We start from the raw sequence: 22,561 nt of genomic DNA, 5'->3' as shown, positions 1-22,561 counted from the left end.
ACGATGACCCGCGCTGCCGTAAAGATCCTTCTTTTCGTATATGCATGGCTGTTTGCACAGCAAACCTATGCCCAGCAAGGGTATACGGTGAGCGGCTATGTGCGTGACAGCACCACCGGCGAATCCCTTATCGGGGCGAGCATCGGCATCAAAGGCACTTCAAAGGGCGTACAGACCAATACCTACGGCTTTTTCTCCATCTCGCTCCCCGCCGGGGAGCATACGCTTGTTTTTACCTATATCGGTTACGGGTCGCAGGAAAGGGCCGTGAGGGCGGAGGCAGACCGGAACGTGACCGCTTTGCTGGTGCCGAGGTCTTTCCAGGCGAAGGAGGTCGTGATCACAGACCGGCGTAAGGACGAGAACGTGAAGAACACGGACATGGGGAAGGTGGAGCTGAGCACCGAGCAGATGAAAAAGCTGCCCGCGCTCATGGGCGAAACCGACCCGCTGAAAGTGCTGCAGCTGCTGCCCGGCGTGCAGGCGGCGGGAGAGGGCAACGCGGGCTTTTACGTAAGAGGCGGCGGGCCTGACCAGAACCTCATCCTGCTGGACGAAGCGCCCGTGTACAATACCGGGCACCTTTTCGGCTTTTTTTCCATCTTCAACGCCGATGCCATCAAAAATGTGACGCTCATCAAAGGCGGCATGCCCGCGAATTACGGAGGCAGGCTTTCTTCCGTGGTGGACGTAACCATGAAGGACGGCAATAACCAGCGCTGGCAGGCCGAAGGCGGCATCGGGGCCATCGCGTCGCGGCTGAGCATACAGGGGCCTTTGCAGAAAGACAAATCCAGCTTTATGATCTCCGCCCGCCGTACGTATGCCGATGTGCTGGCCAAACCCTTTGTGCGAAAAAGCAGCTCGTTTTACGGATCGGGTTATTATTTCTATGATCTCAACGCAAAGGCCAATTACCAGTTTTCCCCTAAAGACCGCATCTTCCTGAGCGGTTACCTCGGCCGTGATGTATTCCGCTTCCGGAATTCAGACAGGAGCTTTGAAGCGCACATTCCCTGGGGCAACAACACGGGCACCCTGCGCTGGAACCACGTGTTCAGCAAAAAACTGTTCTCCAACACCTCGCTCATCTACAACGATTATAAATTCTCCTTCGGCGCGTCCAACGAGGGTTTCATGATACAGCTCAACTCCGGCATCCGCGACCTGAACGCGAAGCTGGATTTCGATTATTTCCTGAACCTGAAACACCATATCAAGTTCGGGGGCAATTACATTTATCACACGTTCACCCCCAGCTCGGTTTCCGGCAGGCAGGACACCACGGTGTTCCGGCCGGATAACGCCGTCCGCAAATACGCCCATGAAGCGGCGCTGTACATACAGGACGACTGGGAGATCAGCCCCCGCCTGAAAGTCAATATAGGACTGCGTTACAGCGGCTTCCGGCAGATCGGCCCGTATACGCGCTACACCCGCGACCGCGATGGTAATAAGCTGGACAGCACCGTGTACCGCGGCGGGCAGGAAGTGCGCAGCTACGGCGGGCCGGAACCACGGCTGCTGCTGCGTTACGCCTGGAACGACCGCGAATCCGTAAAGGCCTCCGTTGCGCGGAACAATCAATACATCCACCTGGTGACCAATGCCGGCAGCACTTTGCCTACCGACATCTGGGTGCCCAGCACCTACCTGGTGAAACCGCAGTTCAGCTGGCAGTACTCCGCCGGTTATTTCCGGAACTTCGCGGATAACAGCTGGGAAGCCTCGGTGGAGGCCTATTACAAAGACCTGCGCAACCAGGTGGAATACCGCGAAGGGTATACCCCTTCATTAAAAGACCCTGAAGAAGAATTTGTGTTCGGCAAAGGATATGCCTACGGGGCGGAACTGTTCATCCACAAAATTAAAGGGAAGCTCACGGGCTGGATCGGTTACACCCTTGCATGGACCTGGCGGCAGTTTCCCGGCCTGAATGGCGGCAAACGGTTTCCCGCGAAATACGACCGCCGCCACGACCTGGCCGTGGTAGCCAGTTATGAGCATACTCCCCGCTGGACATTTTCAGGCGTGTTCATTTTCGGCACCGGTAATACCACCACCTTACCTGAAAAATTCTATTTCCTGGACGGCGTGCTGATGCAGGAGTATGGCGCGCTGAACAGCTACCGCATGAAACCCTACCACCGGCTGGACCTTTCCGCCGTTTATACCCCAAAAAAGAAGAAACCCGAACGTAAATTCACCAGCAGCTGGGCGTTTTCCATTTACAACACCTACAGCCGCATGAACCCGTATTTCATCTACTTCGACCAAACGGGGAATGTGCTGGACGGCAACCTGGAGATCAAAGCGAAGCAGGTGTCGCTGTTTCCCATTATTCCCTCCATCACCTGGAATTTCAAGCTGTGATCAGGCGCTGAACGCTTCCAGGTATTTATCAATGTATTCCTGTTTCTTTCTGAGCTTGTACTGCATGATGAAACGCGGGTGCTCCAGGGGGATGATGCGGTCGAAGAACTTTTCCCTTTCATTGAGGCGGAGAATAAAATCCGCGTTCTTGCCGGTGCCGAGGCAGTAGCCCACCGTTCTGTCTATCCCGAAAGCAACCTGTTTGCGCAGGTTTTCCAGCATAAAATCATACACGGCTTCCGTGAGGGCTTTGCTGTCGTAATAATTATAGTTCACCACTTTTCCGCCGGGCTTGTCTACCGTAAAGCCCAGCGGGCTCATGGCGCCGATATAAAAATCCCTGTAAAAAGCGGCGGGCCCTCCGTAGGCGGCGATTACATCGTACACGTACACGCTGCTCACTTCGTAGCTTGGCGGGCCGGGGAATGTAATGCCACAGGGATCTTCCAGCCGTTTGGAATCCGTAAAGGGCACGCCGGTGAGCGCCGCGCCGAAGCGGCCGGGGTTGATGCCGATGATCATCCGGCGGGTTTGGTGGTCGTGATAGTACTTATGGTAGAACTGTTTCATTACGTCCACCACCATGGGCCGCTCCGCGAAAGGATTCATGATATTCACGCCCGGCGGGAGTTTGCCGGTATAATGGAGGTGGGTATTAAAGTAGATAATTTTATCGGCGAAAGTTTGCATCCTCAAAAATACCGATCCGCGGTGAAATATGGATGACCGCCGATAATCTCCGGGGCGGCCTTGGATTTTAAATTAAAACTTGTACTTTAGTTACGTTGAAGACGTCAGTGTGCGACCCGGCTACCAGAATTCCATGTTACAGATTCCTAACTTTTGTTCCACGAGAATGCGCTCATGAATAAATATCCCGGGTATGAAAACTGACAAAACTTACCTGAATACATTATGGCAGAGAATATCCACGGAAAGCGACCAGCGGTCGTTCGAGGAGCTGTTCCACCACTGTTACCAGCGCCTGGTGCGGTTCGCTGTGGAATATGTGCAAAGCCGTGAGTCCGCGGAAGAGATCGTGTCCGACATTTTCCTGAAGCTCTGGGCGGGGAGGGAAACTTACCTGGATGTGCTGAACATCGAAAAATACCTTTTCACCGCCGTGCGCAACCAGTCGCTCAATTATCTCCGCAAATTTTCCGCGTTCAGGGTGGTGAGCACAGACAGTCCTGAACAGTTCAATATCGCCCATATCCACGACCCCTACAAAGCTTCCGAGTGGAAGGAGCTGCTTTCCCGGTTGGACAATGCCGTGGAACTGCTGCCGCCTAAACGGCGCAAGATATTTCGCCTCGTGCGCGAAGAAGGCTTCAAACCCCGTGAAGTGGCCGAGATCATGAATATTTCACCCCGCACCGTGGAAACACAGCTTTTTAAAGCCGTGAAAACCCTGCATGCCGTGCTGCAGCCGTATTTGACGGCCCGGCAAAGAACATCCCCAGCAGCCGTGGATACAGCGGCGCTGCTTTCCCTTTTACTGGCCGCATCGGCTATTTAAATTTTTTTTCATTACCAGTACGTAGACCAGCCTTTTTTTGGTGTCTTGTAATAAACGATCGCAAACGCGGCTTTTATGCAAACGCAAAAAGAACGGTATTTATGGCTGCTTTCCAGGAAGCTTTCCGGCGGTATCACCGAAGAGGAAAAGCAGGAGCTGGAAGCCCTGGCCAAAGCGGATCCGCAGCTCCGCAAAGAGGCGGAGGCCATGCAGGTATTCTGGGGGCGCAGCAGCGGGGAGAACGAAGAAGATACCAGATCGGCCTTTGAACATCTCAAAGCCCGGATGCATGCAACAGACCCGCAGATGTGGCCGGAGGAAGCGCCCGGCACAGCAGGCAGGGGATGGCGTGTATACCTGCTGCGTGCGGCGGCGGCCGTATTTTTTTTGGCGGCGGCCGGTTATATTATAAAGGCCTCCGGCCTGCTGCCCGGCAACGATGGCGGGCTGCGGGCGGATTACAATGTGCGCGGCACACGCTCGCACATCAAGCTGGCGGACGGTACCACCGTGTGGCTGAATTCAGACAGCGAGCTGAAATACCCGATGCGCTTCAAAGGCGCTACCAGGGAGGTGTACCTGAGAGGGGAAGCTTTTTTTGACGTCGCCAGGGATGCATCGAAACCTTTTATCGTTCATACGGAAACCATGCATGTGAATGTGCTGGGCACCAGCTTCAATATCAAAGCCTATCCTGAAGACAGTGCCAGCGAAGCCACGCTCATTACGGGGGAAGTGATGGTGGAGCTGAAAAGCAACCCGGAAAAGAAGATCAGGCTGCGGCCGGCGGAAAAACTGGTAGTGCCCAACAAAACCGATTCCCTGCCTGAAGCTTCCGCCGGTGCGGCGCCCGTTATCATGAAGCCTACTTACTTTTTAAAGGCAGACAGCGCCATTATTGAAACCGCCTGGGTAGATAACCGGCTGATCTTCCAGGATGAATCCTTCGGCCGCCTCGCCTCCAGAATGGAGCGCTGGTACAATGTGACCATCCGCTTCGAGAACGCTTCCATCCAGCACCTGCGCTTCACCGGCATTTTCGGGAAAGAGCAGCTGGAACAGGCGCTCAGGGCGCTTCAGCTTACGGAACATTTTAATTACAGGATAACAGACGATACCGTTACTATTTATTAAACGATCACCAAAATCAATGGCCTATTGACCAGCGTATAAAAAAACGGGAAATGTTGAAGCCATTCCCCGTTCATTAGCCTTTAATGGGAAGCAGTCACTGTGAAGGGTAGGCTGTTTCCGGATATTTAATCAACTAATTCTATACAAGTTATGAAAAAAAAGCATTTAGTGCATGCTTGCAGTCCTCCGCATGTGCTAATAAAGGTATGCCTGATTATGAAACTAGCCTTTAGCCTTCTCCTGCTGTCGTTTTTGCATGTTTCCGGTGCCGTTCGCTCGCAGGAAAAAGTTACCCTTAACATACAGTCCGCCGACCTTCGGAAAGTGCTGATGATGATTGAGGCGCAAACGAAGTATCACTTTATTTTCAGCGAACGCAAGGTGATCAGCGACCGGAAAATAGACCTTTCGGTGAAAGACGAAACCGTGTTCAAAGTGCTGGAAACCGTGCTGCCGCTGGCCAACCTGGAATACAGGCTGCTGGAAGGTAACCTGATCGCCATCACTACCAAAGGTGAAACGGGAAGCCTCGCCATCAAAAAAGATGTGCGCGGCACTGTAACGGATACCACCGGCATGCCGCTGCCCGGCGTGACCATTTCCGTGAAAAGCGCGCCCAGCATAGGTACCACCACAGACCTCAACGGCAAATACGTGCTCGACATCCCCGACGGCGCCACGGTGCTCGTGTACAGCATGATCGGCTACGACCGCCAGGAGATACCCATCAGCGGCCGCGACGTGATCAACGTACAGCTCGCCTTCGCGTCCAGCCAGCTGGAAGAAACGGTGATCGTGGGTTTCGGCACACAAAAGAAAAGGGAAGTGGTAGGCGCCGTGACCACCATCAACCCGAAAGAGCTGAAAGTTCCGTCCAGCAACCTTACTACCGCGCTCGCCGGCAGGCTGGCGGGGGTGATCGCCTACCAGCGCAGCGGCGAGCCGGGGGCGGACAATGCGGACTTCTTCATTCGCGGCGTAACCACCTTCGGTTACAAAAAAGACCCTCTGATCCTGATAGACGGTATCGAAACCACCACCACAGACCTCGCGCGCCTCACCGTGGATGATATCGCCAGCTTCTCCATCCTGAAAGACGCCACGTCTACCGCACTTTATGGCGCCAGGGGCGCCAACGGAGTGATCCTCATCACCACCAAAGAAGGCGTGGAAGGCAAAGCCCGCGTATCCGTCAGGATAGAGAATTCCAATTCCGCGCCCACGAAGAATGTTGAACTGGCGGACCCCATTACCTACATGCGCCTGGGCAACGAAGCCGTGCTCACCCGCGATCCGCTGGGCCAGCTGCCGTATTCAGAGGCCAAGATCGATAATACCATCGCCGGTAAAAATCCATATGTATACCCGGCTACAGACTGGCGCGGCGAGCTGTTCAAAAAATCCACCATGAACCAGCGCGCCAACTTCAACGTATCCGGGGGCGGTAAAGTGGCCCGGTATTACCTGGCGGCGGCCATGAACCGCGACAATGGCATCCTGAATGTAGACAAGCGCAATAATTTCAATAACAACATCCGGCTGAACACCTACTCCCTCCGCACGAACGTCAACATCAACCTCACCAAATCCACCGAAGTAGGCATCCGCCTCTCCGGCGTGTTCGACGACTACAACGGCCCGCTGGACGGGGGCACCAACATGTATAAAAAAGTCGTGCAGTCCAACCCCGTGCTGTTTCCCGCCTATTACCCGGTGGATGATGCGCACCGGTATGTGCAGCACATCATGTTCGGCAACTTTGGCACAGGCAATTACATCAACCCCTATGCGGATATGGTGAAGGGTTACAGGGAATATACGCGCTCCAAACTGCAGGCGCAGTTCGAGCTGAAGCAGAACCTGGCCTTCATCACCGAAGGGCTGAACCTGCATGCGCTGTTCAACACCTCCCGCGCGTCCTACTTCGATGTGTCCCGCTTCTACAATCCTTTCTGGTATACGATCTCCAACTACGACAAGTACGCGGACCAGTATACCCTCACCATGCTGAATCCCAATACAGGTACGGAATACCTGAATTATTCCGAGGGCGACAAAGAGATCAGTTCCACCACTTACCTGCAGGCCACGGCCAATTATAACCGCACCTTCAACGATAAACATAACGTGAGCGGCATGATCGTGTTCCTGATGAACAACAAGGTTGCCGCCAACGCCGGATCGTTGCAGCTTTCGCTGCCGAGCAGGAACATCGGGGTTTCCGGCCGCCTTACCTATGCCTACGACCAGCGTTATTTCTTTGAATACGACTTCGGGTACAATGGTACCGAAAGGTTCTACGAGGCGCAGCGATTCGGCTTCTTTCCCTCTGTGGGCGCGGCATGGCTGGTATCCGCCGAGAACTGGTTCAAGCCTTTCCTGAACACCGTGAGCAACCTGAAGCTGCGCGCCACGTACGGCCTTGTGGGCAACGACGCTATCGGCGATGAAAAATCCCGCTTCCTGTACCTGGCCGATGTGAATATGAACGATGGTTTCCGCAGCATGTCTTTCGGTACCGATTTCGCTTACACCAGGCCGGGCATTTTCATACACCGCTACGGCAACAACGATATTACCTGGGAAACCGCGAAGAAGACCAACTGGGGCATTGAAGTGGGATTGTTCAACAAGCTGAACATCCTGCTGGATATCTACACCGAAGAAAGAACGAATATCCTCATGAGCAGGGCATCCATTCCCGTTACCATGGGGCTGCTCAGCAATGCGGACGTGCAGGCGAACCTGGGCGAGGCTTCCGGCAAGGGCTTCGACCTGTCCATAGACTACAGCCATAGCTTCAACCCGAACCTCTGGCTGCAGGCGCGCGGCAACTTCACCTATGCCACCAGCAAATTCAAAGTTTACGAAGAGCCGGATTATGTGGAGAAATATCTTTCCCGCGTTGGCCACCCGATTTCCCAGCAATGGGGATACATTGCCGAGCGCCTGTTCGGCGACGATGCCGAAGTAGCCAACTCGCCACTGCAGGGCTTTGGCGAATACAAAGCCGGAGACATCAAATACCACGATGTGAACGGCGACGGGCAGATCACCACGCGCGACAGGGTGCCTATCGGTTACCCCACCACGCCGGAGATCGTGTATGGCTTCGGTTTTTCCATGGGGTACAAAAATTTCGATGTTTCCGCTTTCTTCCAGGGCCTCGCCAGGGAATCGTTCTGGCTCGACGCGGATTCCACCGCGCCCTTCGTGAACAACCGCGCTTTGCTGCAGGCTTATGCGGACGATCACTGGTCTGAAAGCAGCCGCGACCTCTACGCCATCTGGCCGCGCCTCAGCTCCAGGCCCATTGCGAACAACACGCAGCAGAGCACTTGGTTCATGCGCGACGGGGCTTTCCTCCGGCTGAAAACCGTGGAGCTGGGCTACAGCATTCCGCCTGCCGTGCTTCGCCGCTACAACATAGACCGCATCCGCATTTACGCCAGCGGCGTCAACCTCCTTTCATTCAGCAAATTCAAGATGTGGGATGTTGAAATGGGGGGCAACGGCCTCGGTTATCCCGTCCAGCGGGTCATAAACGCTGGCGCGCAGGTTTCTTTCTGAACCGGATCAAAAAGACACCTGCTTGAAGAATAAAATTTTAACAGATGAGATTGAGAGGTTTCACCTGGTAATTAAAATAAAATGATGAAAATGTTTAAAAAGTGGCTGATCATATTTTTCGGGCCGTTACTTTTCTCCTGTAACTACCTGGACATCGTGCCGGACAACGTGGCGACGGTGGATCATATATTCCGCATGCGCAGTACGACAGAGCAGTACCTGTTCACCATGTACAGCTACCTGCCCAATTACGTGGACGCTTATAACTACCACGTGTTCCTCGGCGGGGACGAGCTTTGGGCCAACGATTACAACGTGAACCAGCCGGCCCCGGCCTGGCAGATCGCGAAAGGCTTCCAGAACGTCGTGAACCCTTACTCCAACTATTGGATCGGCGCCAACGGCGGCCGCGGCATGTTCGTGGCCATCCGCGACTGTAACACCTTCCTCGAGAACATTCACAAGGTGCCGGACATGGACGATTATGAAAAGAACCGCTGGGCAGCCGAAGCGCTGTTCCTGAAGGCATATTTCCATTTCTATCTTTTCCGTATGTACGGCCCTATTCCGCTGATAGAAAAGAACCTGCCCATTACCAGCAATACCGAAGCGGTGAAAGTGAGCCAGATGCCGGTGGATTCCTGCGTGAATTTCATTGCCCGCCTGCTGGACGAAGCGGCGGTGAACCTGCCGGAACGTATCCTGAATGAAGCGACCGAAAACGGCCGCATCACAAGATCTGCCGCTAAAGCACTGAAGGCCCGGCTGCTGGTAACCGCCGCCAGCCCGCTTTTCAACGGGAACCCGGACTACGGCGCTTATACCGGGAAAGACGGCGTTCAGCTGTTCAACACCGCGTACGACGCCGCCAAATGGGAACGCGCCGCCATTGCCTGCAAAGAGGCGATAGACGAATGCCATGCCGGCGGCCACCAGCTGTATTATTTTAATCCCGCTTTCCTGCCTTTCCCCGGCTCCGCCGAAACGATCACGGAAATGAGCATACGAAACGCGCTCTGCGAGAAATTCAATACCGAAGCCATCTGGACCAGCACCAACAACAGGGCTACCACCTTGCAGCGCGAAAACCTGCCGCGCCTCTATTCCGGCGACAAACAAAGCACCACGCTCTCTTCCTTCGGCGTGCCGATGAAAGTGGCCGAACAGTTCTACACCAAAAACGGCGTGCCCATTTCGGAAGACCTGAACTGGAACTATAATACCCGCTACGCCACAAGGAGCGCCACCACGGCGGAAAAGCTCCGGCTCAAGCCCAATTACACCACCGCCAACCTCAACTTCGACCGGGAAGTGCGCTTTTACGCCAGTCTTGGTTTCGACGGTGCGCGCTGGTTCGGGCAGGGCCGGTTCAACGACGAAGAGCCGGTGTACATGGAAGCCAAGCTCGGCCAGATTTCCAACAACCACGCCTGGGCCTATTCCATGACCGGCTACTGGGCCAAGAAGCTCGTGAACCCGCAATCCGTTTCCTCCGTTACCGAGATCACCATACAGTCTTACCCCTGGCCCGTAATAAGGCTGGCGGACATTTACCTGCTGTATGCCGAAGCGCTCAACGAATGGCAGGGGCCAAGCGGGGAAGCGTACAAATGGATAGACCTCGTGAGGAAAAGAGCGGGCCTGCAGGGCGTGGAAACATCCTGGCAGCAGTTCTCCAAAAATCCCGGCGCGCCCGCAAGCAAAGCAGGCCTGCGGAAGATCATCCGCCAGGAAAGGCTCATTGAGCTTGCCTTTGAAGGGCAGCGCTTCTGGGACCTGCGCCGCTGGAAAGAAGCCGAATCGGTGCTGAACCAGCCTATTACCGGCTGGAACGTATTCGGTAAAACCGCGCCTGATTATTACCAGGTGAAATACATCTACAACCAGGTGTTCCGCAAAAGAGATTATCTCTGGCCGGTTCGCGAAGAAGACCTGATCGAGAACAAAAACCTCGTGCAAAGCCCCGGCTGGTAAGTTTATCACGTTCATCAAACTGCAACACAATGCGAATTTATTTTCTCTGCATAATAACCTTCCTCCTGGCTTCAGGCTGCAAGGAGGAAAAAATGGAACCGCTCACCAAAGGTGGCAAAGCGCCCGGCCCCGTTTCCAACGTGACCGCGGAGGCAAAGCCAGGAAAAGTAGTGCTCCGCTACAACATTCCCGGCGATCCCGAGCTGCTGTACATCAAAGCCGTGTATGAAACGCGCCCGGGCAACACGGTGGAAACCATCGCAACTTTTTACAACAACAGCATAACACTGGAAGGTTTTGGCGATACGGAAGAAAGAGAAGTGAAGCTGTACTCCGTAAGCCGCTCCGAAGTAGCCTCCGAACCTGTAACTGTAAAAGTGCGGCCACTTACGCCGCCTGTGCAGTCGGTATTTGCATCGCTGAATTTTGTGGCCGATTTCGGCGGCATTACCGCGACGTTCGCTAACGAAGATTCTGCCAACATCGCCATAGGCGTGGTGTCCAGGGATGCGAACGGCGACGCTGTGCAGGCCGATATGTATTACACCAACCAGAAAACGGGAGAGTTCTCCGTGCGCGGGTTCGGCGCTACCGAACAGTGGTTCGGCCTGTATGTGCGCGACCGCTGGCTGAACTATTCCGATACCGTCTGGAAGCAGCTCACGCCGCTCTTTGAGGAGCAGCTGGATAAAAAATTATTCCGCGCCTTGAAACTCCCCACAGACGCAGCCACCTTCGGTTCAGGAAAGCTGGAAAACCTCTGGAACAACAAGATCGCCGGCGGCTCCGGTTCAACAGACACCTGGTTCCGCTCCGCCAACGGCTCCGGCGTGCCGCACTGGGTAACATTCGACCTCGGCGTGACGGCCAGGCTGAGCCGCTTCTCCGAGATCCCCCGCGGTGCAACGGACGAAACGAACCTGCTCTACAGCGCCGGCGACCCGCAGCTGTACGAGATCTGGGGAACGGATACCTATAATCCCGACGGCAGCTTTACCGGCTGGACCAAATTGATGGACTGCGAAGTGGTGAAACCCTCCGGTCTGCCAGTAGGCGTGAATTCCAACGAAGACCTGCTGCGCGCGCAGGAAGGCCACCAGTTCAAATTCCCGCCGGGCCTGCCGCCTGTCCGTTACCTGCGCATCAAGCTGGTGCAGACTTTCGGCAATGCGGATTATTTCTGGATGGCGGAGCTCACTTTCTTCGGAGAAAAACAGTAAAACCATGAAAACTGAAAAAATGAAACGGATCATATATACAGGCCTGCTGCTTGCTGCGGTTTCGTACCTCGCGGCCTGCAATAAAGCGGACGAAGATTACAAGGACTTTGTGCCGGGCGGGGAAAAAATATACCCCGGCAAGGTGGACGAGCTGAAGGCCAATCCCGGCAAGAACCGCATCATGCTGGAGTGGCTGCTGAAAACAGACCCGCGCATCGTAAAATGCCGGGTTTACTGGAACCGCAGAAAGGATTCCGCCGATGTAGCCGTAAAGCGCACCAATGGCGTGGATACGATCAGCGCCGTGCTGAACGGTATGCCGGAAGGGCCTTATCTTTTTGAAGTGTATACCTACAATGCGCAAGGCAACCAGTCCATCAAAACAGAAGTGAACGGCGACGTGTATGGCAGCTTCTACGAAAGCAACCTGCTGAACCGCGGCCTGAAAAAAGCGGAAATCGCCAACGGCGGCACCAGGCTGGAATGGGACGAGCCGGACCCGCGCTCGCCGGGCGTAAGGCTCACATTCATGGATGAGGCCGGGGAGACGCACAGCATGCTGGTGCTGCCGGACGAAAACACAACCGTCCTGAATATTATCCCGAAAACAGGTACAATGGAATTCAAAACCTTGTATCTTCCGGTGGCGAATGCAATAGACACGTTTGCAGCGCCCGTTGTGAAAGTGAATCTCTAGACCAGAAAATGTAAATCGTGCAAAGAAGGACATTCCTGTATACAGCCGCCCTGGGCGCCCTCGCCGGGGCGGCGGGCATTCCGGCCCGGGCGAAAGGGCAGGGTACCGATTACACCGTGATCAACGCCGGTATTGGCGGCAACAATACCCTGGACCTGCTGAAGCGCATCGACCGCGATTGCCTGGCCCATCAGCCGGAATTGACCGTGCTGATGATCGGCACGAACGATATGAACAGCATGAAATATGTGCCGCTGGAGCAATACCGCGCCAACGTGGCCACGCTCGTCAAAAAGATACAGGCGCAAAAGAGCCAGGTGCTGCTGATGACCATCTGCCCGTTCATCGAAGAATTCCTCTTTACCCGCCACAAACGCGAACATTACGGCGCGGAAGGGCCTTCGGGGAGGAGAGCTGCGGTGAACAAAACTATCCGCGAACTGGCCACGCACTACAACACCGCCTTCCTGGACCTTGGCGCGTTGTTCGATAAAGCAGGGAAAGTAGGCACAGGTAAGGATTCGCTCATCCAGAACGTAGAGAATTCCAATAAAACGGACGGCGTGCATCCCACCACGGAAGGCTACCGTTTCATCGGCCTGGCTGTATATGACTTTATCGTGTACAACCGCCTGCCGCAGCAGCGCATCGTTTGCTTCGGCGACAGTATCACGGCGGGAGACGGCGGCGTGGAGAAGAACAGCTACCCGGCTGTATTAAAAAGATTGCTCGCGTAAAACATCGTAACATTCATCAACAGATATTCATTCATGAAGTGTAAAATCTTAATCTCCGCCACCGCGCTCCTTTTTAGCCTGCAAACGGCAAAGGCCCAGCATAAGGTGGACGTATGTGTGTACGGCGGCAGCTCCGCCGGTGTAATTGCCGCGTATACGGCACAAAAGGCCGGGCGCAGCGTATTGCTGGTAGAACCCGGAGCGTATCTCGGCGGCCTTACCACAGGCGGCCTCGGGTATACGGATATCGGCAACAAATACGCCATCCGCGGGCTGTCCCTGGAATTTTACCGGCAGATCGGGCAGCATTACGGTAAGTTCGAACAATGGGTGTTTGAACCGCATGTGGCGGACAGCCTGTTCCAGGATTACGTAAAAAAAGGCGGCTTCCCTGTACTTTACAAGCACAGGCTCACCACGGCCAGCACCGCTAATGGCGCCATCAAGGAGATCAAGCTCGATGCGGGCGGCAAAACGGTGACCGTATCTGCGAAGATATTCATTGACTGCACTTACGAAGGCGACCTGATGGCGAAAGCCGGGGTAACCTACACCGTTGGCCGCGAAGCCAATGATGTGTACAACGAAACCTGGAACGGTGTGCAAATGCTGGACGGCCACCAGATCCCCGACGGTGTGGATCCCTACAAAGTGCCGGGCGACCCGAACAGCGGGCTGCTCTGGGGCATCAGTCCTTTGCCGCTGGCGCAGAAAGGCAGTGGCGACAAAAAAGTGCAGGCCTACAACTACCGTATCTGCCTCACGAACGATCCCAACAATATGGTGCCCATCACGCAGCCGGATAACTATGATCCTTCACGCTACGAGCTGCTGGCAAGGCTTTTTAAGGCGCAGCCCAACAGAACAACGCTAAGCGATTATTTCATCTGGAGCCGCATGCCCAACAACAAAACGGACATCAATAACAGGAACGGCTTTTCCACCGATATGATCGGGATGAACTATGATTATCCTGAAGCGGATTACGCCACGCGTGAAAAGATCATCAAACAGCACGAGGACTATACCAAGGGCCTGCTTTATTTCTGCGCTACAGACCGCCGGGTGCCGGTGCCCATGCAGGAAGAGATCAAAAAATGGGGATACCCGAAAGACGAATATGTTAAGAACGGCCATTGGTCGCCGCAGCTGTACGTGCGCGAAGCCCGCCGTATGAAGGGCGCCTACATCATGACCCAGGCCAACTGCACGGGCGAAGAAGTGGTGACGGACGGCGTAGGCATGGCGGCTTATACCATGGACTCCCACAATACACAGCGCCTCGTGATACATAAAGACGGCAAGGACATGGTGAAGAATGAAGGCAATGTGGAAGTAGGCGGTTTTCCGCCGTACCCTGTTTCGTATCGCGCGCTGGTGCCGAAAGAAGGTGAATGCAGCAACCTGCTGGTGCCCGTTTGCCTTTCCGCCAGCCATATCGCCTACGGCTCCATCCGCATGGAACCCGTGTTCATGGCGCTGGCGCAGGCCACTGCCGTGGCGGCGGACCTTGCCATTGCCAAAAACATCCCGGTACAAAAAGTGGACGCCGCGCAGGTGAGCGGCATACTCGCCCGCAACCCGCTGGCAGATGGCCGCCAGGGCGATGTGCTGATGGATAACGCTAGCGCCGCCCTGCAAAAGGAAGGTGAATGGAAAACCATTAAAGGCAGCGGAAGCTACGGCACTGATATGCTTGCAGCGGAGAAAAACGCGAAAGCCGTCTTCAGGCCTGAGATCGCCAAAACCGGTAACTACACGGTATATCTCTATTACCCGCGGCTGAAGAATAATGCAGCGGTAACGAATGTAAAAGTGGTAAGCGGCAAAAACGAACAGCTGGTACCGGTGAAAGCCGAAGAGGTGAAAGTGGTAGGCCAAACCTCCGGTGAATGGGTAAAGCTGGGCACCTTCAATATTGAAAAAGGAAATAAGGCTTATGTGGAAATTTCTGCCGGCAGCGCCGGGGAAGGCCTTGTGGTAGCGGACGCTGTGATATTTGTGCCTGAGAAGAGATAATTCTTACCTGAATAAAAAGAAAGCCCTTGCAAAAGATGCAAGGGCTTTTTTCATTATTGCTGCGCACGTGCCCCGTCAAAATAGTCCGTCACTATTTTATGGTTCTTCTTCACGAGTTCCGCCAGCTCTGTTGGCGTCATGTTGAACTTGAGGAGATCAGTGCCCGTAACATCCAGCTCGATGATGTGTTTATTGAACTGGTAGTTGGTCCTGGTGATCTGCCCGGCGCCGCTGCCGAACAGGCCGAGCTTGAGATAGGTGCTGATATATTGCCCGAAGTTGGTGAGGGCATTGTTTGCCGCACGCGGCCCGAGGCGGAACAGCAGCGCGCTTTCTCCGGGGAAGATGCGGATGGGCGCGTTGTCGAAATACCCGCCGTCTACCCAGGTGCCTTCCCAGGTTTCTTCGGCAACACCGCCAACATTCGTCGGCGCAATATGCACGGCGTAAGTTTTATCTATGATCACCGGCTTGAAGATCAGCGGCAGGCTCATGCTCATGCGCACAGCCGTGGCAATAGGCAGGCTGGGCGTGGTATCCTTGGACAGTATCTGCACATTGCCCGTACGGAAGTTGACGGCCGTGAATTTCAGATCTATCCCGAATTTGTCCACCACCTCTTTCATGGTCCACCATCTTACCCGCGGGTCGCGCTGGAGGCTGAAGCTGCTGGCCCAGCCGGCAAGGGTTTTGGTGGGATCGGGCTGCATTTTCATGCCTATGATATAGTTGAAGAAGTAATGGATCTTCATCCCGTTGAACAGCCCGAAATCCATGAACACGCTGTCCCTGAAATCGCCGAGATTGTCCAGGATCAGGTTCAGCAGCCGCACCTTGTACACGGGTTCATGGGAAATGAAACGTGTGTACCATTCGCTGCCTTCGATCTTTTCGCGGAGCTTGGTGCCATCGTCCATGATAAAGTCTTTCAGCATCATTTTCAGCAAAAAGTCCGGCACCACGGGGATCATGTGCAGCAGCGTGTTCACCAGGTGCTCCTTTTCGATCAGGAAGCGGGAGTAAGCCGGCCCGTTCTTCTGGAAGCCCATCCGCGTGCCGGGTATGAATTTCATGGATGGATCGGGGCCGTCGAAAAATTCCTCGAAATCGGCTTTAAGTATGCTGGCAATTTCGAGGCTGGTGTGCCCGGTGCCGAGCAGCATGGCGGTGATGGCCCCGGCGGAAGCGCCGGATATACCTTTCACGCCGCGGGGCAGGCCGTTCTCGAAACGCAGCACGCTCTGGTCTTCCAGCGCCCGGATGGCGCCGAGGAATGCGTTGCCTTTGCCGCCCCCGCCTTCGAAGGAAAGGTATTCCACTTCCTCCGGGCGGAGGGGTTTATCTAATGAAGTCATGTTGTTGAAATTTGTGCCTTGATCAGTTCTGGGTGTTACGGGGAAGGGTGGCGTCAGCCTGCAACATCACCAGGCTGGTGGGCAGGGTGTATTCCCAGGGTTCATCCACCGGCGTGCCTTCCGCGCCGCCTTCGGTCTGTTCCTGTATTTCCTGGATGATGGAGAGGTACAGCGGATCGTTCACCTGCGGCACCTGGCCGCCTTTCCAGATAATGCCTGTGGCCAGGTAGAAGGCCATGGCCTTTTCGAAATTGCTTCTTACCGGCACTACAACCCTTGCCGCGCCCGCGTCCAGGAAGGCGCCGAACTTCGGGTCCTGGTGGCCTTCGCCGGTGAGTATTTTCGGCCATTCGGCCGCGTCGTTATAGAAGTAAGGGTAGAGGGCGAAGGTAAGGTTCTGCCACTCAAACGCCTGCTCGAACCACTGGATATGATCACGCTCCAGCCGCGCCACGTCGAAGTTGATCCTGCCATCCTGCACTGCTTTCTGGTCGAAAGGCGGCTGGTCGAAATAATGCTGCTGGAGCATGGCTATCACGGAGCGTTTCAGCTCGGTGCGCTCGGTCACGCGGTTATCCGCTGGATGCTTGCCCTGTATGGCAATGTTCTTCTCCATTCCTCGTGAAGCAAGGAACTCGCGCACTTCCTGCTCGTATTGCAGCTGTTGTTTGTTGAGGCTGTCCATGATCTTTGCGTAACCTGCCAGCTGCCATTTTTCAAACTGCTCTTTGCGCAGCCTGCATTCTATCACGAGGTTGCAGGTATAGCCGTATAAAGCATCGCCGCGGAGGCTCACGGGAACGGTTTGCGTTTGTACTTCATGCAGGTCGTGGATGGGTATCTCGCCTTCAGCGTCGCCATCGCCGGTTACGTTTTTATGGAACATCTGGTTGGCCACGGAGATGGTGAACAGGCCGCCCTTGTCTACATGCGTCCAGCAGAGGTAATTGCCCCAGAAGCGGGAACCCTGGTAGTCTGCAGGGATGGTAAGCTCGTTGTTGGATACGAAGCTGCGTCCCAGTTCGGTGTTTTCTTCATCGCTCAGGTGCAACGCTTTACTGACGGTGACCAGCTCGGGCTGCGGTGCGTCCAGCTGGAGGTTGAACTGTTTGCTCAGCTCCAGGTAATTGGCGCGGGTGATGGAATCGGGCCTGAAATCGGGGCCGGGGAATGTGGGTTTCTTTTTCTGGATGTGATCGGGGATCTCCGGGTTATCGAACTTCCCGTTGAGCGCTTTTTTGAGGAAAGCGGCAGGCTCGGGCACGATAAACTCCAGCAGCATGCGTTTGCCGTAGTCGAACACCTGGGCTTTGTAACGTTTGTTCACCCAGCGGTAAATACCGGTTACATGGCGGTCGCCGCGGCTGTTATCTATCGTATGCCGGTTGGTTTCTTCCATGGTAACCACCGTGCGCACCGTGCGCTGCTCTTTCACGCGCTCATTCACACGTTCCGAAGACCGCGCGGTGATTTCCTTCGCGTATTGCGAAGAGGTTTTGTTGGATTCCTCGCGGGAAGTGCTGGTGGCATAATCGAAGGTGGCGGTCGCTTCCTTGATAACGCCGTAAGAGGCCGTTACGCTGGCGCCGATGGACAGATCCGCATCTTCTTTCAGCGTGCGGCTTACTTCAGACTGCATTTCGAAGCGGTCCGTCGTTTCCAGGTCGCGCTGGGTGGTTACTTCCGTTTCTGTTTCCAGGAACACCGTTTCTTCGCGGGTAGAGCTGAGCTTGTGGTTGCGTTCGCGGCTTTCTCCCCTGAGTGCGTTTTCGATATGCGCCACTTCGCCGAGCTCGTAGCTTACCCATTCTTCCTTCACCACGCGCAGGTCGCCCATGGAAGGCTGGCGTGAGAGGGCATTGCCGGGCGCATTGTCCAGCCGGGGCAATACCATGATGCCCTGGGTGAGGAAATTGAAGACGTACTCCGCATCTACGCTGTAGCTCACGTTATTGCCGGTCACTTTTTCCGCTTCCGCGAGTTTTTCCAGCAGGCCGAAAATGTAACGGGCGCGCAACAACAGCTCGCGGAAAGCCTCGCGGCTGGACGGGGTGGACACCACGCCCCAGAGGAGATTGGAAAGCTGGGTTAACTCACTTTTGAATGAATCGAGTTTTACGAGGTCTTTCAGACGCAGATTGGTTTCCTTTTTAACGGTTTCGCCAATGGTTTCAGGACGCAGGCGGTTGTTGCATTTAAGCAGCGCCTGGTCTACCTGGTAGATGGGCGTGGCCAGGTTGAGGTCTTTAATGTCTTTAGGATCTTCGTTGTCGTCCAGGAAATTTTTTACCGCAATGGCCGCGGCTTCGCGGGTGACAGGCGCGGCGGTAAAGGCGGGGCTCTGGCCGGGAGGGAAGAGGGAAATGAGTTGTTGCTTCTCATTTTCTTTGGGCATGCGTTGCACAGACCGCTTGGACATAAAGCGGAACAGATCAGTTCTCATTGTGTGTGGTTATTGGTTTGAGGTTATAAAATACCAACAGGCTATGTCCTTACAGGGGTTATATGCAGCTAACAAACTTGAAAGACGCAAAGGTAGGGCAGGAGCTGTATTTCGGGCAAGGGGGATGTTACGGGGAAAATAAAATGCGTAGAAATACGGGCTACTGTAATCCGTCAGGAAATCTTTCATGTTTCACAGGTATTCAATAGTAAGAAAATCCGGGGAAAAATCTATTTCCGTTAACTCATAGACGTTATCCATTAATCCATCATTCCCCGCCAGTCTCCTCCCCCGCATCTTTGTTGCGGGGAGCACCCGGTATGCAAACGCTGGTGGTAAAGTACCCCGGGAATATAGAACTCAGCATATCCGTTACCTCCTGGCCCGGCGACGATTTCCGGGATCTGGCTGAAGCGGCGGTATTTGCTTATGATGATAGTTGGGAATAAGGGAACGTATGCCCCCAAACCCAATCACAATGGAACATTCAGGCTTGGGCCGTGCGCATTTGGGGCGTACGGCCTTTTTTTCGGCTTGCGTTGTAAGGTTGAGGCTATCTTATTTTTCCCTAGATTTAGACCGAAGTTGATCTACTGATTATGGCAGGAAAAATACAGCTCACGCTCACCCATCATCAACATTTTCCCGGCATCCCCAGCGCCAGCGGGCTTGCTTTTTACAAGGAGCATTACTACATAGTGGGCGACGACGCCACCAGGCTCTTCATCCTCCATGCAGACCTCACGCCCGCGAACCAGCTGCTGATACCCGGCAGCGATCCTGCCGCCACCGGCCGCATACCTAAACCTGTTAAAAAAGACTGGGAAAGCCTCAGCACGATACAAACCAATGGCCGCACAGCCCTGCTGGCACTGGGCTCCGGCTCGCTAAGCCCGCATAGGGAAGCGGCGCTGCTGTTTTTCCCCGATACGCAGAGCATGGAGATAAAAGACCTCCGCAGCTTTTACCGGCAACTGAGCGGTATGGCCGAACTGAATATAGAAGCAGCTACGGAAATAGGAGACTGCCTGCTGCTGGGCAACCGTGGCCACCTGGGCCTGCCCGAAAACCTGCTGGTGCTCACGGATACGCAGGAGATCTGGCAACAGCCAGCGAAACCACATAGCTGCCTCCTGCGCCTTCCCGGGGAAGCAGGGTTTTCAGGGATTTCGGGAATGGCGTGGTACCCTGAGAAAGACTGGCTGTTTTTCACCACCTCCGCGGAAGAAACCGCCAGCACGTACGACGACGGCAAAATAGGAGAGAGCCGTATCGGCATTATCAAAAACGCTACCACCGCCGTACGGCAGCCGGAAGCTGCACCGGATGAATGGTTCCTCCTGGAAAAGGTACATCCCGTTTTCAAAGGCCAGAAAATTGAATCGATCTGCCTGCGCGAAGAGGGCGATGGGCTGGAGATCACGCTGGTAGCGGATAACGACGATGGCGGCAGCCATCTTTTCAGGCTGCGCGCCACGCTTTAATGAATAGGTTTCCTGGCGGAAGAAGAGGTTCCCGGTGTTTAATATTGGTGCATGAAGCTTCGGTCAATAAAAGAATTGCTCCGATATGATCTGCCCGTCTCTCACTTCGTACAGCATGATCTGGTTGATCTGTATCCTTCCATGCGGCCGTACGGTAATGTCTTTCTGCCTTATTACCGCAAAATGATTCGCGCTCACAACCGGTTCGGAGGTGGATAAGCTGTGTACTGCCTCTATCCTTGATACGAAGTCCTCACCTTTTTTCCGGACGTCGGCCTTGCCTTCTGCATACCCGAAATAGGGAGAATCAGCCGGGTCGATGCTTTTTACATTGTCGGCAAAAAATTCGTCCTGGATGTCGAACCATTTTTCCTGCTGCGCCAGTTCGTTGAACCGGTCTGCTATTTCCTGTGTACTAAGCACTTTCTTAGTGGTGGTAGTTGCCAGATCTTGTGCTGCCATTTTGTAGTGTTTTAAACGTTAGGAATTTTACAATACAAAAGTATTGTCCAAATAATACTTGGAAGGGGTGTGAAGTAGACTTTATAGAGGGTCAATTTGGACGGGCTTGGTTGGATTAAAACCTTTTTATGCGGCCGGCAGCAAATGCAGGAAGATGGCTGGTTTCAAAGGATAATGATATTGCCAGTCACTCCTGGCAACCGGGAGTGACTGGCAATAAGATCCTTATTTGTCAGATCGCCGGGTCCGACGGTGTGGATGGGTTATTATCCCTTTCTATCAGGGGATACGGATAGAAATTCCGGTTTCTTTCCTCGCCGGGCTGGTTGGGGCCGGGGCGGCCGAAACGGCGGCTGTCTTCCAGCTCCTGGCCGGAGAGGAATAATTCCAGCCTTCTTTGCTTATAGATGTCCGTGAGCAGCGCGGCCTGCGTCATAGGCCCGCTGTATGCAGGCTGTGCGGCGCCAATGCCATAGATGTCCGTTGCTTTGTTTTTAGTGCGCACCACATCCAGTGCGGTTTTGGCCTGGGGAAACATGTTCTGGCGCGCGTAGTTTTCAGCGGCGATCAGGTCCATTTCACCAGGCAGGTATACCGGGTAAGATGCAGTTGTATTCAGCGCAAATGCCTTCAATGGGTAGGTTGTCGGGCCTGTGCTGTCGATATAAAATCCCACCCTCGGATCGCTGGCGGCGGGCACCGGCGCAAGACCGTTGCGCAGGCCCAGCGTGGAGTCGATGGCGCCGAACACATTTTTCGTAAAGTTCCATTCGCCGAGCGGGTTGGTGGTGGCGGTTGAAAAACGGAACTCTGATTTGACCAGCCTGCTGGCGGCAGCGGCGAACGTAATGGCTTTGTTGCCGGAAGCAGCATCGTAAGTGCCGGCGATCATGCTCTGGATATTATAGTACCTGGCCAGCAAGGCTTTTACAGTGTTCTTAACGTCTATACCGGCGGGCACTTTGCCGAGGAACTTTGTGCTGGGCGCGGTAGCTGCAAGATCCGCATCAACGCTTTCCAGTAAGGCGATGGCTTTTTTCAGCGCTTCCGCCCGCGGGCTGAACGCCGCATTGTCTTCCGTTACCAGCGGTATCTGTTCGTAGAACTGCACCAATGTGCCCATGCTCAACGCGTAAAAGATGCTGCCGTATGCTTTCAGGCCTACTCTGTCGCCCGGTTCCACGGCAACATCCAGGTTGTTCAGCACTGTTTCCGCTTCCACGCGCGTAAGGAGGCACTGCGTCCACATTTGCGTGATCACGGAGTTGTTCAGCGTAATCGCGCCTTTCCCTGTTTCCAGTTCTTTTTCGGTGGTATTACCGATGTTCAGCGTATATAAAGCATACACACTGTAGGCGCCGCCAATGGGCGCGCAATACAGCGGGCTCTGGCGCCCGATGGTAAAGCGCCGCTGGAGCCCTGCGCAGAGCGTCATCAACGCGTCCGCACTGGTAGTGACGCTGGGCACTGAAGCTGTACTGGGATTGATATACTCTTTGTTGCACGATGCAAAGGGGAAGAGGCTTGCCAGCAGGAGCAATAAAGCGGTTCGTTTTATCCTTTGATTTTTCATG

The 22,561-nt window shown here is 54.6% G+C and carries 15 protein-coding genes; 10 read left to right on the top strand and 5 right to left on the bottom strand.

Annotated elements, in window-relative coordinates; genetic code table 11:
* Nucleotides 1-3 precede the first annotated feature (3 nt).
* The gene (locus ACTJIK_RS24055; RefSeq protein WP_440650096.1) at nucleotides 4-2,373 is read left to right on the top strand and encodes a TonB-dependent receptor; all 2,370 of its coding nucleotides are present in this window, start codon (nucleotides 4-6) and stop codon (nucleotides 2,371-2,373) included.
* Here the strand turns inward: ACTJIK_RS24055 and ACTJIK_RS24050 are convergent, their stop codons facing one another.
* Entirely contained in the window at nucleotides 2,374-3,063 is a 690-nt protein-coding gene (locus ACTJIK_RS24050) for an SMUG2 DNA glycosylase family protein (RefSeq protein ID WP_440650095.1), read from the bottom strand.
* Nucleotides 3,064-3,256: 193 nt separating this feature from the next.
* On the opposite strand from ACTJIK_RS24050, the gene ACTJIK_RS24045 reads away from it, so the two are divergent.
* The 8 genes from ACTJIK_RS24045 (at nucleotide 3,257) to ACTJIK_RS24010 (ending at nucleotide 15,243) form a co-directional block, all read left to right on the top strand.
* A complete protein-coding gene (locus ACTJIK_RS24045; RefSeq protein WP_440650094.1) occupies nucleotides 3,257-3,892 on the top strand; it encodes an RNA polymerase sigma-70 factor in 636 nt (211 codons plus the stop codon).
* Nucleotides 3,893-3,967: 75 nt separating this feature from the next.
* Entirely contained in the window at nucleotides 3,968-5,026 is a 1,059-nt protein-coding gene (locus ACTJIK_RS24040) for a FecR family protein (RefSeq protein ID WP_440650093.1), read from the top strand.
* A gap of 216 nt (nucleotides 5,027-5,242) precedes the next feature.
* Nucleotides 5,243-8,596 carry a SusC/RagA family TonB-linked outer membrane protein gene (locus ACTJIK_RS24035; protein WP_440650092.1) on the top strand — a complete coding sequence of 1,118 codons (3,354 nt, stop codon included), beginning with the start codon at nucleotides 5,243-5,245 and terminating at the stop codon, nucleotides 8,594-8,596.
* Nucleotides 8,597-8,686: 90 nt separating this feature from the next.
* Complete coding sequence (locus tag ACTJIK_RS24030) at nucleotides 8,687-10,570, top strand: RagB/SusD family nutrient uptake outer membrane protein (RefSeq protein ID WP_440650091.1); 1,884 nt, start codon at nucleotides 8,687-8,689, stop codon at nucleotides 10,568-10,570.
* 29 nt (nucleotides 10,571-10,599) lie between these two features.
* Nucleotides 10,600-11,790 carry a DUF5000 domain-containing lipoprotein gene (locus ACTJIK_RS24025; RefSeq protein ID WP_440650090.1) on the top strand — a complete coding sequence of 397 codons (1,191 nt, stop codon included), beginning with the start codon at nucleotides 10,600-10,602 and terminating at the stop codon, nucleotides 11,788-11,790.
* A gap of 19 nt (nucleotides 11,791-11,809) precedes the next feature.
* Complete coding sequence (locus ACTJIK_RS24020; protein WP_440650089.1) at nucleotides 11,810-12,487, top strand: DUF4998 domain-containing protein; 678 nt, start codon at nucleotides 11,810-11,812, stop codon at nucleotides 12,485-12,487.
* Between the two features lie 17 nt (nucleotides 12,488-12,504).
* Nucleotides 12,505-13,224, top strand: a complete 720-nt coding sequence (locus tag ACTJIK_RS24015; RefSeq protein WP_440650088.1) for a DUF459 domain-containing protein — start codon at nucleotides 12,505-12,507, stop codon at nucleotides 13,222-13,224.
* Nucleotides 13,225-13,257: 33 nt separating this feature from the next.
* A complete protein-coding gene (locus ACTJIK_RS24010; protein WP_440650087.1) occupies nucleotides 13,258-15,243 on the top strand; it encodes an FAD-dependent oxidoreductase in 1,986 nt (661 codons plus the stop codon).
* Between the two features lie 53 nt (nucleotides 15,244-15,296).
* On the opposite strand, the gene ACTJIK_RS24005 is transcribed toward ACTJIK_RS24010, so the two are convergent.
* Both ACTJIK_RS24005 and ACTJIK_RS24000 read right to left on the bottom strand, forming a co-directional pair.
* On the bottom strand, nucleotides 15,297-16,598 hold the full coding sequence (locus ACTJIK_RS24005) for a patatin-like phospholipase family protein (RefSeq protein ID WP_440650086.1): 1,302 nt from the start codon (nucleotides 16,596-16,598) through the stop codon (nucleotides 15,297-15,299).
* Nucleotides 16,599-16,620: 22 nt separating this feature from the next.
* Nucleotides 16,621-19,041 (bottom strand): hypothetical protein, encoded by a 2,421-nt coding sequence (locus ACTJIK_RS24000; protein WP_440650085.1) that lies wholly within the window; start codon nucleotides 19,039-19,041, stop codon nucleotides 16,621-16,623.
* A 599-nt stretch (nucleotides 19,042-19,640) separates the two neighbouring features.
* Between ACTJIK_RS24000 and ACTJIK_RS23995 the strand changes: the two genes are divergently transcribed.
* Nucleotides 19,641-20,525 (top strand): DUF6929 family protein, encoded by an 885-nt coding sequence (locus tag ACTJIK_RS23995; RefSeq protein WP_440650084.1) that lies wholly within the window; start codon nucleotides 19,641-19,643, stop codon nucleotides 20,523-20,525.
* Between the two features lie 63 nt (nucleotides 20,526-20,588).
* Here ACTJIK_RS23995 and ACTJIK_RS23990 read toward each other — a convergent pair whose 3' ends face one another.
* Both ACTJIK_RS23990 and ACTJIK_RS23985 read right to left on the bottom strand, forming a co-directional pair.
* Nucleotides 20,589-20,987: a SnoaL-like domain-containing protein gene (locus ACTJIK_RS23990; protein WP_440650083.1), complete on the bottom strand. Its 399-nt coding sequence runs from the start codon at nucleotides 20,985-20,987 to the stop codon at nucleotides 20,589-20,591.
* A gap of 232 nt (nucleotides 20,988-21,219) precedes the next feature.
* A complete protein-coding gene (locus tag ACTJIK_RS23985; RefSeq protein ID WP_440650082.1) occupies nucleotides 21,220-22,560 on the bottom strand; it encodes a RagB/SusD family nutrient uptake outer membrane protein in 1,341 nt (446 codons plus the stop codon).
* Between the last annotated feature and the right edge of the window lies 1 nt (nucleotide 22,561).

It is taken from the genome of Chitinophaga sp. 22620 (genome assembly GCF_052044405.1).
Classification (GTDB): domain Bacteria; phylum Bacteroidota; class Bacteroidia; order Chitinophagales; family Chitinophagaceae; genus Chitinophaga.
The sequence above is the reverse complement of the archived record's forward strand: the minus strand, read 5'-3'. Positions and strand labels throughout refer to the sequence as shown.

Bases quoted from the DNA above. Each gene is read 5' to 3' on its own strand.
- ACTJIK_RS24020 (WP_440650089.1), top strand. From the start codon at position 11,810: ATGAAACGGATCATATATACAGGCCTGCTGCTTGCTGCGGTTTCGTAC.
- ACTJIK_RS23995 (WP_440650084.1), top strand. From the start codon at position 19,641: ATGGCAGGAAAAATACAGCTCACGCTCACCCATCATCAACATTTTCCC.
- ACTJIK_RS24050 (WP_440650095.1), bottom strand. From the start codon at position 3,063: ATGCAAACTTTCGCCGATAAAATTATCTACTTTAATACCCACCTCCAT.
- ACTJIK_RS24055 (WP_440650096.1), top strand. From the start codon at position 4: ATGACCCGCGCTGCCGTAAAGATCCTTCTTTTCGTATATGCATGGCTG.
- ACTJIK_RS24005 (WP_440650086.1), bottom strand. From the start codon at position 16,598: ATGACTTCATTAGATAAACCCCTCCGCCCGGAGGAAGTGGAATACCTT.
- ACTJIK_RS23990 (WP_440650083.1), bottom strand. From the start codon at position 20,987: ATGGCAGCACAAGATCTGGCAACTACCACCACTAAGAAAGTGCTTAGT.
- ACTJIK_RS24045 (WP_440650094.1), top strand. From the start codon at position 3,257: ATGAAAACTGACAAAACTTACCTGAATACATTATGGCAGAGAATATCC.
- ACTJIK_RS24010 (WP_440650087.1), top strand. From the start codon at position 13,258: ATGAAGTGTAAAATCTTAATCTCCGCCACCGCGCTCCTTTTTAGCCTG.
- ACTJIK_RS24000 (WP_440650085.1), bottom strand. From the start codon at position 19,041: ATGAGAACTGATCTGTTCCGCTTTATGTCCAAGCGGTCTGTGCAACGC.
- ACTJIK_RS24040 (WP_440650093.1), top strand. From the start codon at position 3,968: ATGCAAACGCAAAAAGAACGGTATTTATGGCTGCTTTCCAGGAAGCTT.
- ACTJIK_RS24025 (WP_440650090.1), top strand. From the start codon at position 10,600: ATGCGAATTTATTTTCTCTGCATAATAACCTTCCTCCTGGCTTCAGGC.
- ACTJIK_RS24030 (WP_440650091.1), top strand. From the start codon at position 8,687: ATGTTTAAAAAGTGGCTGATCATATTTTTCGGGCCGTTACTTTTCTCC.
- ACTJIK_RS24035 (WP_440650092.1), top strand. From the start codon at position 5,243: ATGAAACTAGCCTTTAGCCTTCTCCTGCTGTCGTTTTTGCATGTTTCC.
- ACTJIK_RS23985 (WP_440650082.1), bottom strand. From the start codon at position 22,560: ATGAAAAATCAAAGGATAAAACGAACCGCTTTATTGCTCCTGCTGGCA.